11 protein-coding genes, 1 tRNA gene and 1 pseudogene are annotated in these 13,482 nt (G+C 57.0%); 8 read left to right on the top strand and 5 right to left on the bottom strand.

From position 1 onward, the window contains the following. The first annotated feature begins 241 nt into the window (after positions 1-241). Positions 242-1,123 carry a hypothetical protein gene (locus ACJ5NV_RS06050; RefSeq protein ID WP_411642735.1) on the top strand — a complete coding sequence of 294 codons (882 nt, stop codon included), beginning with the start codon at positions 242-244 and terminating at the stop codon, positions 1,121-1,123. A gap of 89 nt (positions 1,124-1,212) precedes the next feature. On the opposite strand, the gene ACJ5NV_RS06055 is transcribed toward ACJ5NV_RS06050, so the two are convergent. The 4 genes from ACJ5NV_RS06055 to ACJ5NV_RS06070 are packed head-to-tail and all read right to left on the bottom strand — an operon-like array spanning position 1,213 to position 4,766. Continuing rightward, positions 1,213-1,968, bottom strand: coding sequence for an iron ABC transporter ATP-binding protein (locus ACJ5NV_RS06055; protein ID WP_411642736.1), 756 nt, complete (start codon positions 1,966-1,968; stop codon positions 1,213-1,215). After that, positions 1,965-2,915, bottom strand: coding sequence for an iron chelate uptake ABC transporter family permease subunit (locus ACJ5NV_RS06060; RefSeq protein ID WP_411642737.1), 951 nt, complete (start codon positions 2,913-2,915; stop codon positions 1,965-1,967). Before ACJ5NV_RS06060 ends, ACJ5NV_RS06055 begins: the two co-directional genes overlap by 4 nt. After that, positions 2,908-3,846 (bottom strand): ABC transporter permease, encoded by a 939-nt coding sequence (locus ACJ5NV_RS06065; RefSeq protein ID WP_411642738.1) that lies wholly within the window; start codon positions 3,844-3,846, stop codon positions 2,908-2,910. The genes ACJ5NV_RS06060 and ACJ5NV_RS06065 overlap by 8 nt, the downstream gene beginning before the upstream one ends. A 2-nt stretch (positions 3,847-3,848) precedes the next feature. Next, a complete protein-coding gene (locus tag ACJ5NV_RS06070) occupies positions 3,849-4,766 on the bottom strand; it encodes a siderophore ABC transporter substrate-binding protein (RefSeq protein WP_411642739.1) in 918 nt (305 codons plus the stop codon). Between the two features lie 175 nt (positions 4,767-4,941). Here ACJ5NV_RS06070 and ACJ5NV_RS06075 point away from each other — a divergent pair, with 175 nt between their 5' ends. After that, a complete protein-coding gene (locus ACJ5NV_RS06075) occupies positions 4,942-5,259 on the top strand; it encodes a DUF2218 domain-containing protein (protein ID WP_411642740.1) in 318 nt (105 codons plus the stop codon). Between the two features lie 173 nt (positions 5,260-5,432). Then, positions 5,433-5,759 (top strand): annotated as a pseudogene (locus ACJ5NV_RS06080) (TonB-dependent receptor plug domain-containing protein); the annotation flags it as partial. Positions 5,760-5,941: 182 nt separating this feature from the next. Here ACJ5NV_RS06080 and ACJ5NV_RS06085 read toward each other — a convergent pair. Then, positions 5,942-6,913: an AraC family transcriptional regulator gene (locus tag ACJ5NV_RS06085; RefSeq protein ID WP_411642741.1), complete on the bottom strand. Its 972-nt coding sequence runs from the start codon at positions 6,911-6,913 to the stop codon at positions 5,942-5,944. A gap of 183 nt (positions 6,914-7,096) precedes the next feature. Between ACJ5NV_RS06085 and ACJ5NV_RS06090 the strand changes: the two genes are divergently transcribed. The 5 genes from ACJ5NV_RS06090 (at position 7,097) to ACJ5NV_RS06110 (ending at position 13,452) form a co-directional block, all read left to right on the top strand. Then, positions 7,097-8,506, top strand: coding sequence for a styrene monooxygenase/indole monooxygenase family protein (locus tag ACJ5NV_RS06090; RefSeq protein ID WP_411642742.1), 1,410 nt, complete (start codon positions 7,097-7,099; stop codon positions 8,504-8,506). Positions 8,507-8,661: 155 nt separating this feature from the next. Further along, positions 8,662-9,222: a flavin reductase family protein gene (locus ACJ5NV_RS06095; RefSeq protein ID WP_411642743.1), complete on the top strand. Its 561-nt coding sequence runs from the start codon at positions 8,662-8,664 to the stop codon at positions 9,220-9,222. A gap of 174 nt (positions 9,223-9,396) precedes the next feature. Then, positions 9,397-9,470: transfer RNA gene (locus tag ACJ5NV_RS06100), tRNA-Gly, on the top strand. A gap of 100 nt (positions 9,471-9,570) precedes the next feature. After that, positions 9,571-11,361 carry an ABC transporter transmembrane domain-containing protein gene (locus ACJ5NV_RS06105; RefSeq protein ID WP_411642744.1) on the top strand — a complete coding sequence of 597 codons (1,791 nt, stop codon included), beginning with the start codon at positions 9,571-9,573 and terminating at the stop codon, positions 11,359-11,361. A 204-nt stretch (positions 11,362-11,565) separates the two neighbouring features. Next, positions 11,566-13,452, top strand: coding sequence for an acyl-CoA synthetase (locus tag ACJ5NV_RS06110; protein WP_411642745.1), 1,887 nt, complete (start codon positions 11,566-11,568; stop codon positions 13,450-13,452). Positions 13,453-13,482 lie beyond the last annotated feature (30 nt).

Consider the following 13,482-nt stretch of genomic DNA (forward strand, 5'->3'; position numbering starts at 1 on the left):
GCGTCGGAAACCCATCGGAATTGCGTCGGACTTTTGTGGTGTATCACCCTGCATTAACGCTGCGGGCGTTGCGTGGTTGCGGCAGGGGGACGGCTGCGGGAAATATGTCACTTGAACCCCGCCAACCTGCGTTGGTTCGCAGTTGCTATGCATCGCGCGGCGCGTTCGGTCAAAACTGGTTTCGCTGGCTGAAAATCCACCTATGATGCCGGGACTTGTCACGGCGAAGGCGCAATCATCTATGCAGATCGCATTCCACATCGGCGCAAACTGCACAGACGAAGACCGTCTGTTGAAGTCAGTGCTCAAGAATGCGGATACGTTCTTGCAAAGCAAGATCGCGGTGCCCGGTCCGGGCCGGTATCGCCGTCTGATCCGCGAGACGATCCAAGGGCTGGAGCGTAACCGCCCTGATGCGGATACACGCGACGCGCTGCTGGATGCGATTATTGATCAGGATGACGTGCGCAGAGTGTTGCTGAGCAACGACAATTTTATGTGTGTGCCCAATCGTATTTTCGAAAGCGGCCTGTTCTATGCGCAGGCTGAACCCAAAGTGCGCGGGCTGCACCGCCTGTTTCCGCAGGATGAGATTTCGCTGTTCATGGGCATTCGCAACCCGGTGAGCTTTCTTCAGGAAACGCAGCGGCGCGCGGATGCTGATACGGTCAGCGCCTATCTTGGGTTGCTGCGCCCCGAGGATATCCGTTGGTCTGATGTGGTCCGCCGGATCAAGACCACAGCCCCGGACACGCCGCTGACTGTCTGGTGTAACGAGGATACGCCGCTGCTGTGGGAGACGCTGATCCGTCGCTTCGCGGATGTGCCCCCGGACACGCCGATCAAGGGCCGCATGGATATGCTGTCTGCCATCCTGACCCCCGCAGGGATTGCGGTGCTGACACAGAAGCTCAAGACCGCACCGCCACAGACCGAGGCAGCCCGGCATGATTTGATTGCTGCCATCTGGGAAGATCACGCGGTTGCCGATGCTGTTGAAGATGAAATTGATCTGCCTGAGCTGCATCCGGATCTGGTCGCCCGTATGACGCAATTGTATGATGAAGATTTGGACCGCATCGCTGCAATGGAAGGGGTCACCCTGCTGCTGCCTTTCGCCTGAGGCTGATATCCGCAGCCCGGCTGGTTTCTAAGGTTGTTTGTTTTTAAAGCGTTATGCGAAAACCTGAATCAAGTATTTCGTCAAACGCTTTAGATGGCGGCGACAACTGTGCGGGTGCCGTGCGAGATGACCTCGAACGGGGTGTCGAAGACAGTGTTCAGATTTTCGGGCGTCAGGAATGTTGTGGCCGCATCATGGGCCACCACGCGCCCGTCTTTCATGGCGACGATATGATCGGCCCAGCCTGCTGCGGCGTTGATGTCGTGCAGCACGATGACGATGCTGCGCGTCGTCTCGCGTGTCATACCATGCAGGCGGACCATCAGGTCGCGCGCGTGTTTCGGATCCAGCGCGTTCAGCGGTTCGTCCAGTAACATCCATGGTGTGTCTTGTGCGTAGGTCATCGCAAGAAACGCCCGTTGCCGTTGGCCGCCTGACAGTGTTTCGATCGGGCGATCCGCGAAGGTTTCCAAGGCGAAGGCATGCAGCGCCTCATCCACAAGCACGCTGTCTTGCGCGGTTGCACGCCCCCTGTGATGGGGCCAGCGACCAAAGGCCACCAGATCGCGCACGCGCAGGCGGCTGACCACATGGGGCGTTTGTTGCAGCAGCGCGACGAGTTTGGCGCGCGCGCGACTGGGCATCAGGACGGGGTCATGCCCGTCGATCTGCACGCTGCCCCCGGACAATGTGTTGAGCCCGGAGATGCAATGCAGCAAGGTTGATTTTCCGGCCCCATTTGGCCCGATCAACGCGGTGATCCCGCCGCGTTTGATCGACAGATCGACATCGTTAAGGATTTGCGTGCCGTCTACCGCGTAAGATAGGTTTGTGACGTTAATCATCGCGGAGCCTTCCGAAGAACAAGAAACAGGAACATCAGCCCGCCGAAGAATTCGACCACGACGGCAAGCGCTGACTGACTGCCAAGCAGCCGTTCAAACACAAATTGACCCGCCACAAGGATCACCGCGCCGATCAGTGCTGCGGCAGGGATCAACACAATGTGGCGATGCGTATCGGTGAGCAGCCGCGCAAAACTGGCGGCAAGCAAGCCGAGGAATATGATTGGCCCCACAAGTGCCGTTGACACGGAAACCATCGCTCCGATCAGGATCAGCGCAATCAGGACGATGCGACTGTGATCCAGCCCCAGCCCGCGCGCGGTGCCCCGCCCCAGCGCCACCACATCAAGCGAAGGGGCAAGCCACAGGGCCATGCCGATGCTGACCAGTAGGACCACAGCGGCCACCATCATGATATCGCTGTCCACGCCCCCAAAGCTGGCGAACATTGCTTGTTGCACAACGGCGAATTCGGACGGGTCAAGCATCCGTTGGATCATTGACGCCAGACCACGCAAAAGCACACCAAGGATCACCCCGGTCAAGATCATCCGTGTGATGTCGCCTGCATCGCGTCGCAAGAGCACCCAGAACAGCGCGGTGGAGGCGCTCATCAGAACCGCGGCCTCGATCAGGAACCGCGCGGCCCCCGGGATCTGTGCCACGCCGACCCCGCCGATGAGCGCGACCAGCAGCGTTTGCATCAATACAAACAGCGCATCAAACCCCACAAGCGACGGGGTCAGCAGGCGGTTCATCGCGACCGTTTGAAACAGGATTGTCGCCGCACCAGAGGCCGCGCCGACACAGATCAAGGTTGCCAGTTTCGTCGTGCGCAGTTCCAGAATGAACGCCATGGGCGCGCGCAACTGCCATGTCAGGAAGGCTGTCGCCAGTACCAACAAAGTGAGCGTCAACGCGATCAGAGAGAGCCGTGATCTAGCCATGGGCGCGGCTCGGCGCGGCGTGCAGCAGCCACAGGAATATACCCGCCCCAAAGACGGCAAAGACCGTCGCGGCCGGAATTTCGAAGGGGTAGCGGATGACGCGTCCGATGACATCGGCCGCCAGTACAAACAGCCCGCCTGACACCGCAATCAGCGGCAGGTTAGCGCGCAGATTGTCCCCCCGCCAGCGTGAAATCAGGTTTGGTGCGACCAGCCCGACAAAGGGAAATGCACCCACAGTGACCAGCACGAAGGCGGTCAGCATTGAAACGATGACAAGCCCCAGCCCGCGCATCTGTGTATAGTTCAGCCCAAGCGAGCGTGCTTGCGTTTCGCCCAAGCCCAAAATCGTGATCTGATCCGCGACAACATAGAGCACCCCACCAAGCGCAACCACGGACCACAGCCATTCGTAACGTCCTTGCATGACGCCCGAAAACTCGCCCAGTTGCCAGATGCCAAGGTATTGCACCAAGTCGAAATACCACGCCAGATAAAGCGTGGTTGCCCCGATGACGCCGCCGTAAACCAGCCCCACGATGGGCAGGAGCATGGGATCATGGCGCGGCACCCGTACGGCCAGCGCCAGAAAGCCTGCCATGCCTGCCAATGCGGATAATGCCGCGACGAACATCTTGCCAGCAACGGCCATTCCCGGTGCGATCAATGTCACGCCCAGCAGCCCCAGCATTGCGGCCTCTGGCGTGCCAGTCATTGCGGGTTCGACCAGTCGGTTTTGTACCACTTGCTGCACAACCACGCCTGCAAGCGCCAATCCGGCCCCAGCCAAGAGCGCGGCTGCGGTGCGGGGAAAGCGGCTTACCATCAGCAACCAGCCTGCGTCCCCGTCTTGCAAGGACGCAGCACCAATTGAAAGGCTGGCAGCGCATAGCGCGACCAGCCCGAAACAGATCACAATCCAGAGCCGCAAAGTTAGCCGGCCTGCTCGGTAAAGGCTGCGATGATCTCATCCAGTGTTGTCATCATCGAAGTGGCCCCGCCACCTGCGATGTAAAGCGGCGCGGACCCAAGGTAGACAACCTGACCATTTTGCACCGCGCGGGTGTTGTTCACGAGCGGGTTATCAAGGGTCGCGGCGGCAGCAACGCCGTCCTGGCCAATAGCGGCCCCACGGTCCACGACAAAGATCCAGTCAGGATCGGTTTCGGCGATGAATTCAAACGAAATGGATTGCCCATGCGTTTCTGCGTCAAGCCCTTCGGCGGCGACCGGAATGCCCACGGTGTCATGCAGCCAGCCAAAACGGCTGGTTGCGCCAAAGGCGGAAATCTTGGCACCGTTGGTCAGCACGATCAGCGCATTGCCGCGCCCTTCGGCGGCGGCTTGTGCCTCTGCGATTTTGGCGTCGAGATCAGCGATCAAAGCGGCGGCGTCATCCTCTTTGCCGAGCAGCGCGCCATAGGCGGCGATCCGTGCGCGGCCCTGCGCGACGATGCTGTCACCAGAGGGGGCTTCATTGGAAATGGTCATGTCGATCACCGGCGCGATCTCTGCCAGCGGTTCGCTCAAGGTTGAAGAGCGGCCGCCGATGATGATCAGATCCGGGCCCATGACGGCCAGTGTTTCATAGTTTGGCTCGAACAATGTGCCGACGACGGTTGCTGTGTCCAGCACCGCGTCCAGATAGGACACATAGAGCTTGTCAGGGATCCCTGTGACATCCGCCCCAAGCGCGTTCAGCGTGTCGATTGCGGCCACATCAAAGACCGCAATGCTCTTTGGTGTGTCGGCGACCGTTACAGGGCCGGTGGCGGTTTCAATCGCGATATCATCGGCGAGAAGGGATGTGGAAAATACTGCAAAGGCGCTTCCGAGAAGTAGCATACGCATAACAAGGCTCCTGGTTCAGAGGGTGATGCGTGGCTAGGTTAACGGGTTGGCTTCGCATGATTGAAGGTCGTCTAGCGTAGGTTATTCCGCACGCGCAACCGTTTTCTTTTGGCAAAAAACCGTTGTGAGTAAGGGGTGAAGTCACTAAGACGATAAAAATGGTAAGGATTAAGGTATGATTAAGCACGAGTGTGGACGGTTTGAAACGCCGCATGGGTCAAAGTATTTGCAGCAACTATGCAAGCATTTTGGCCACAAGGTCGAAGTGACATATGATTCGCTGTCCGGGACCGTTGCCCTGCCCATCGGCCCGCTGCATCTGACGGCGACAGAAGACGCGCTGTTAGTCACGATCCAGGCCGAAGAAGGCGAAGATCTGGACCGCGCGCATCACATCGTTGACGACCATCTGAAACGCTTTGCCTTTCGCGAGGAATTCGACGGATTTGACTGGCAACCGGTCAAAGACACAACGGTAGCAAATCAAGTTTAGTGCCGATTTTGGCACTAACGTTTAGGTGGCCCAAGATCAATTGTCGGCGGAAGAGCACGCGGCATCGCGGCGTATGCTGCGGTTCCGGGCTTTGCCTCGCTATGCGATCTGGATATGCGCCTGCGTAACGTTAATGTGCCGCGTGACGGCAGCAGACGCACGCAGCGTCCGCGCGATACGGAACGGCAGAATGCGAACGGGCAGGTCAAGCCGCTTTGACGCAGGCCTTGTCCAATGTGCCGGGTCTTTCGGTCGGCGGGGCCGCCGATGGCCAGAACATCTTTATCCGGGGCCTTCCGGCGGAATATTCGCTGATCCTGATCGACGGCAAACGGGTCAACACCCGCCAGTCACGCACCAATGGGTCGGGCGGGGTCGATCAATACTTTATGTCGCCGGTGTCCGCGATTGAACGGATTGAGATCGTGCGCGGTCCGGTGGCGTATCGACCGGTTACAAAACCCCCGAAATCCGCGAATTGGTCGAAGACTACTATCTGACCACCAATCGCGATCACGAACAGTGATGACAACGGCACGGTCATCAGCGGCCGCAATCTATGGGTTGGCGTAAGGGTAGAGTTTTAAAGCACGCGCGAAAAGGTAAACCCATCACCCTGCCTGCATCGGGCAGGGCGATGGGGTGCGGTGTTGGTTGTTTTGGCGGTAGAGTTTCGGTCATCTTATCGTATCGTCTGCGATGGGTTCTCATCATAGGCTTGACGGTAATAGGCACTAAAGCGGCCCAGATGGTTGAATCCGTATTCCTGCGCAAGTGCGGTCAAGGAATGCAGGTCTGATCGCTTTGAATCTAACAACTCGCGTCTGATTTCGGCCAGACGCATTGCGCGGACATAGTGCATTGGTGACATTCTGAGATACTTTTTGAAACTCGCCTGAATAGACCGGGGGCTGGTGCCGACTGCTTCAGCAATATCGCCCGCTTGGAAGTCTTCCTTCAGATTTTGGCGAATGTACCGCATCGCGTCTTTCATGGTCGTGGGTAACGACCCGTGACTGACACCCCCAACGAGATGTTGGTAATTGTGAAAGTCAGACCGCAAGAGTGTCGCCATCAGGGCTTCTGCAAATTCATTGCTCAATAGCGGCGTGATTTCTTCCCATGGATTTTTGTCGAGCTGATCAATCACCATCCAGAGCGTCGCTCTGAGAAAGGCACCAGCACCGGAGCTGGTATCAACCCATTGTTTAAACCGAACTCTTCGTTCCACCTGAAACCCAAGGTAGGCTTCCAGCTTTCGCTCCAGTCGCTTCTTTTCGACTTGTAAAACAACGGCAGTTGCACCGGCTTCCCAGTGCAGCGCAAACCGCAAGTCGTTTGGAATAATAATCGCTGAATTCGGGTCACATTTATTGTCGTGATCGCCCGCCACCATCCGGACTGTTCCATGCAGTGGCAATACGACGAGATAAAATTGTTTTAGTGGATCGCAGCGGATCAAACTGCGCATGGCATATTGGATAACATGCACTGACAGCCCATTAAGTTCGGCCACATTATGTGTCGCACCAATAGGTTCGCCTTGGCCGACTGCCTCAATGCGATGATCTCGAATCTTTGCCGACGTTAATCGCCGGATTTCTTCGAGATTCTCAGAATGATAAACGCGGTATCGATTTAATTGCACGATCATTCTCCAGAAAATCCAAAGTCATACCTAGCACAAGCGAAACCGGAAAAAGAAGTTCGTATTACGGATATGCGCTGCGCAAATTGGCTTTTTTATACCCACAGGCTGCGCCAGTCTTGCAGAGCAAAACGCGGCTTGCCACGCCGCATGCCGTGAAAAGACGGCAGTCACCGGGAGAATTAAGAAATGAGAAATGTATCCATAATCGGCTCAGGCCCTGCGGGTTGCGTATTTGCGTATGCTCTGTTGAACGAAGGCTATGCCGTCACGCTTTATTCGGATCGAACACCGGACCAGTGGTTGAACCAATCGGCACCGACAGGAACGGCTTTTCTTTACGCTTCAACCATCGATATCGAGCGTGATCTCGGCATGGACTATTGGAGTGATGACATGTTCGAAGGACATGGCGTCCTGCTTGATTTTGTTCCCAAAGTTGGCATGAAACCCATGACCGCCACCGGCCTTTTTGAACACGGACGCCCGGGATGCGGAATCGATCAACGTATGCGTGTTTCACGCTGGCTGGAGGATTTTGAATCACGTGGCGGCAAACTCGTCATCGAAACCGTAACCGCCGAACGGCTGGATGAAATCAGTCTCAAGGCCGATCTCACCGTGCTGGCTGCTGGCAAGGGGGAATTGAACAAGGCCATCGCACGCGATCCGTCGCGCAGTCATTATAGTAACCCCCAACGCAAATTGGCGATGACATTTGCTAAATCCAAATCCGGTCGGCATCCCAAAGAATGGTTCAATGCGCGCGCAAATGGGATGAACGCCGCCAAGTTCGACTTTTTCGCAGAAGAAGGCGAGTGTTTTTGGGTGCCTTATTACCACAAGGACGAAGGGCATATTTACTGCCTGCTTTGGGAAGCCAAGGAAGGCCGTCGGATGGATAAGTTTGACGGGGCAAAGTCGAGCGCGGACATTTTGAACGCAGGCAAATCCGTCATTCGCGATTTGTGCCCTTGGGAACACGATATTGTCGATGATTTGCAAGCCATTGATGACCCATATGGTTGGGTCGCCGGGCGTTTCCCCCCCACCGTCCGCATGCCATTTGGCACCATGCCATCGGGGGGCAAAGTTATCCCGGTTGGCGACACCGCGGTTCTGTTCGACCCCATCGGCGGGCAAGGCGGCAACCATGCGGCGAAACACGCAAAATGGCTGGCCGACCGCGTCATCGCACGTGGCGACAAAGCCTTTGATGCGGCATGGATGACAGCGGCAAACCATGATTGGTGGAATGAATACGCAAAATACGCTTATGCCTTCAACAACACGCTGCTTGAACCTGTCACCGTCGCCGGCAAGGCGCTTTTGATGGAAGTGGCCCGTAATGAGAAATTTGCGACAGAGCGTTTCTTTAATGGGTTCACGAACCCCAAGTCGTTCTTCCCCTACTTTGAGAACTTCAAAGAGGCGCGTAAAATCGTGAAGGCATACAAAACGACGCCACCTGAACGTCTGCGTGCCGATCTGCCAATCTGGACAAACGCCCTGAAGGTCGAAATCGCGGCCAAATCGCTATTTGCAAAGAATAACTATCCGTCGCCAGGGTATAAAACCTCTGTGTTGGAAGACGTCTAAGACATGGAATTGAACGGCAAGGTGGCGCGAGGCACCGGTGCATCAACTTGGATCGGATTGCTGCTTGTCGGCCGGTGGACGCAAGGGGCTGGATACGCCTCCCAGCACCGACCTGATGCCAGCGCTGCACGACGAACGAGATCGAGGGCAACAAAATGAATATCGCACTGCAACAACCCGAAATGGATCAGTTCCATCATCGGGTTAACCCGCAACCGTCTACCGACACCGTCAGCACACAGCAGTTTTTACAAGGGATGCGGCGTTTTGCGGGGGCCGTGAATATTATCACCGTGAACTGCGAGGGCGTCTCTTACGGTCTGACCGCAACCTCTGTGTGTTCCTTATCGGCTGAACCGCCACGCCTTCTTGCCTGCGTGAACATGAAAGGCGCAACGTTTAAGGCAATTCAGGACAAGGGGGCATTTGCGGTTAATACGCTGGCCGTCGGTCAGGAAGGAATTGCCAGCAGTTTTGGTGGCGCGGTGAATGGTGATCTGGACCGGTGTTCAGCAGGCGACTGGGACCAAAGTTCTGAACTCGGTCTGCCGCTGTTGAAGGATGCGTGCTGCACATTTGAATGCGCACTTTGTGAAATCATTGACAGCGGCACCCATGCATTGCTGATTGCTGATATTGTACATGTCACACCATCAATACGCGCTGCGCCTCTTGTCTATCACGACGGCACCTTTTGCGGACTGCTAGAGCTTTAACAGCATGTCAGCCATAAAATGCGCACATGATGTCTGGTCTCACATGGCGAAAAATTGGGCTTTACGCATGTGTCAAATGACCGATACCTTCCAAATCATGCGATCTGTCGGCTTGAGGGTATCTCCGGCATCTTGACCTTGCTTGAAAGGTCAAATACCTAGTCGAACATCGAAGCGGGCGTTGTGTAATGGTAAGACCTCAGCCTTCCAAGCTGATGATACGGGTTCGATTCCCGTCGCCCGCTCCACATCTTTCACGCAAATGAAAACAGGCCGTTTACAATCGCTTGGCTTGTGCATTGATGGACCCGGATTTATGTGTCGGGCCAGAGAAACGAAGGATGCCCCATGGCTGTGACCCCCCGCAAAGCTGCCGTCGAACGCCCGGTTGGTAAAAAGATTGGCATTCTGCGGGCGCTCTGGCCCTTTGCGCGGCCTTACAAATTATTCATTGTTGTCGCCTGTTTTGCGCTGATCTTCACGGCGGCGATCTCGCTCACGCTTCCGATCACGGCGCGTCTGGTCGTCGATAATTTCGGCGCGAACGGTGACATGATCAGAACGCATTTTGCGACGCTGCTGCTGCTTGCTGGTCTGCTCGCCCTAGGGACGGCGACGCGATATTATTTTGTGACCCGGCTGGGGGAGCGGATCGTTGCGGATATCCGCAAGGCGGTGTTTCACCGGATGATCGGCATGAGCCCGGCATTCTATGAACGCATCATGACCGGTGAAGTGCTCAGCCGGATCACCACCGATACCACGTTGATCCTGTCGGTTGTTGGCAGCTCTGCTTCCATCGCGCTGCGCAATGTTTTGATCTTCTGCGGCGGCGTGGTGCTGATGATGCTGACCTCGGTGAAGATGAGCATCATGGTGCTTTGGCCAATCCCCGTTGTGCTGTTCCCGATCATGTTTCTGGGGCGGCGGGTGCGCAGCCTATCCAAGGAAAACCAAGACCTGATCGCGGAATCAAGCGGTGGGGCCTCGGAACAATTGCTGTCGGCCCAGACGGTGCAGGCCTTTACACATGAGGACCTGAGCCGCGCAAAATTCGATGCGGTGACTGAACAAAGCTATCATTCTGCCCGGCGGCGCATCCTGACCCGTGCCTTTCTGACCGCGATGGTCATTTTCATGGTCTTCGCGGCCATCGTGCTGTTCCTGCAAATGGGATCGCAAGACGTGGGGCAGGGCGAAATCACCGAAGGCGGGTTGGTCCAGTTCCTGATCTATACGATCATGGTCGGCGGCGCCGTCGCCGCCCTGTCCGAAGTATGGGGCGAATTGCAGCGCGCGGCAGGCGCGACAGAGCGGCTGATCGAACTGCTGACCGCCGAAGACCCGGTACAGGATCCCGACACGCCAAAAACGCTTCCCGCAAAGATCCAAGGCGCGCTGACCTTTGATAATGTGCGTTTCAGCTACCCCTCGCGGCCCGAAATTTCGGCGCTGGACGGCATCAACCTTGATATCCGGCCCGGTGAAACGGTGGCGCTGGTGGGGCCTTCGGGGGCGGGCAAGAGCACGATCATCCAGATGGTGCAGCGGTTCTATGAACCGCAGGAAGGCGCCGTGCGGATTGACGGGATCGACCTGCGCGATCTGGCCCGGCCGGATTTCCGCAAACATGTGGCTCTTGTGCCGCAGGACCCGGTGATCTTTGCCGATACCGCACGCGAAAATATCCGCTTTGGTCGGCCCACTGCGACGGATGCAGAGGTGGAAACAGCCGCCAAGGCCGCCGCCGCACATGATTTCCTAAGCGCGCTGCCCGATGGCTATGACAGCTATGTGGGCGAACGCGGGGTGATGTTGTCTGGCGGGCAAAAACAGCGGATCGCCATCGCCCGCGCCATCCTGCGGGACGCGCCGATCCTGCTGCTGGACGAGGCGACCAGCGCCTTGGACGCTGAAAGCGAACACGCCGTGCAGCGCGCGGTCGAGGAATTGGCGCAGTCACGCACAACCTTGATCGTGGCCCACAGGCTGGCGACGGTGAAAAAGGCCGACCGGATCGTCGTCTTTGACAACGGACAGATCGTCGCCGAAGGCACCCACGACAGCCTTGTGGCGCAGGGCGGGCTCTATGCGCGACTGGCCCGATTGCAGTTCACCGAAGGCGTTGCCGCGGAATAAAGCATTGCGACGTTGGGCATCACTTTTCGCGTTTGCGCTGCAAGCAAAAGTTAGCGAAGGTGTGACCCGCGTGTAAGCCGAAGTGCTTTCGTAAAAAATTTCGCAGCGTCAGTCTTGCGATTATCCTTTGCTTTGCTCACGATAGGCCCTCAGGGAGGACCGCACGATAAAAACGTGCGGCCAATGTCAGTGGAGGAAACCGGCATGACATACGCGACCGTCGCAGATCGTGACGCCATTCAGGATGAAATGCCGTGGGATGCGCGCAGCCTACCAATCACGACCTATCAAATGCTCAGCGAAACAGCAGGCAAGTTCGGGACACGTAACGCAACCACATTCCGGTTGCTGTCGGACCCCAACGCCAAATGCGAAACGCTCAGCTGGGATGATCTGCGCGATAAAACCAGCCAAGCCGCCAATATGTTCCGGTCGCTGGGTGTCGGCGAAGACGATGTTGTCGCTTACCTGCTGCCCAACGCGACAGAGACAATCCTGACGTATCTGGGCGGACAGGTCGCGGGCATCGTGAACCCGATCAACCCGCTTCTGGATGCAGAACAGATTTCAGCCATCCTGCGCGAAACCAATGCCAAGGTGCTGGTGACGCTCAAGGCGTTCCCGAAAACCGATGTTGCCCAGAAAGCCGCCGAAGCGGTGCGTTTTGCCCCAAATGTAAAACATGTGCTCGAGGTCGATCTGCATCGGTATTTGACGGGGATCAAGAAACTGATCGTCCCCCTGATCCGGCCAAAGAACCCGACAAATCATGATGCAAAGGTGCTTGATTTCAACGCGGAACTGGCAAGACACCCCACCACGCTGACATTCGAAGACAGCAAACAAGACCGCGTCGCGGCCTATTTCCACACGGGCGGCACCACTGGCATGCCCAAGGTGGTGCAGCACCGCTATTCCGGCATCATCTACAATGCGTGGCTGGGCGACCGTCTGCTGTTCAAGGAAACCGATGTGCAGATGTGTCCGCTGCCCTTGTTCCACGTCTTTGCGACCATCGTGTCGCTGGGGGCCTCACTTGGATCGGGCTGCGAAATCGTCTTTCCGACGCCGCAGGGCTATCGGGGTGACGGCGTTTTCGACAATTTCTGGAAGCTTGTGGAAAAGCACAAGGCGACTTTCATGATCACCGTGCCCACCGCGATGTCAGCACTGATGCAGCGCAAGGTGGATGCGGATATCTCATCCTTGCGGTTGGCTTTCTGCGGATCGGCACCGTTGCCGCTTGAGCTTTACAAACGGTTCGAAGCCGCCGCAGGCGTGACCATCTGCGAAGGTTACGGGCTGACCGAAGCAACCTGCCTTGTCTCGATCAACCCACCCGAAGGGGAAAAGCGGATCGGCTCCATCGGGATGCCGTTCCCTTATACAGACGTGCGGATTGTCTCTGTCGCGACAGGAAAAAACTGTGCGCCGGATGAAATCGGTGAAATTTGCATTTCAAACCCAGGCGTTTATGGCGGCAAGACCTATACGGAACCGGATAAGAACGTTGATCTGTTCTACCCCGGCTCCATCTCAGATGCGCAATATCTGCGGACTGGCGATCTGGGGCGTATGGACCCGGATGGCTATCTCTGGATCACCGGGCGGGCCAAGGATCTGATCATCCGGGGCGGCCATAACATCGACCCGGCCGAGATTGAAGAAGCGCTTGCCGGACATGACGCCGTTGCCTTTGCCGGTGCTATCGGTCAGCCCGACGCCCATTCAGGCGAGGTGCCCTGCGCCTATGTCGAACTGGTCGCCGGTGCAGAGATCACGCCGGATGAGCTGCGGGACTATGCCAAGGACCACATCCACGAACGTGCCGCACACCCCAAACATCTTGAAATTCTGGACGAACTGCCAAAGACTGCCGTTGGTAAGATATTCAAACCCGATCTGCGCAAACGGGCCATTACGCGCGTGTATAACAGCGCCCTGTCCGACATCGGGGCCGAGGTGCAATCCGTTACCGAAGACAAGAAACGGGGGCTGGTCGCCCATATTGTAAAGACGGGCGATGCGAGTGAACAAGACATCGGCAAGGCGCTGAATGACTACACAATCCCGTGGCAACTTGCTGAATAGGCGTGTGGCCCGCGACAGCAAAGGACGACC

Source organism: Loktanella agnita (assembly GCF_046640325.1).
In the GTDB taxonomy this organism is placed as follows: Bacteria; Pseudomonadota; Alphaproteobacteria; order Rhodobacterales; family Rhodobacteraceae; genus Yoonia; species Yoonia agnita.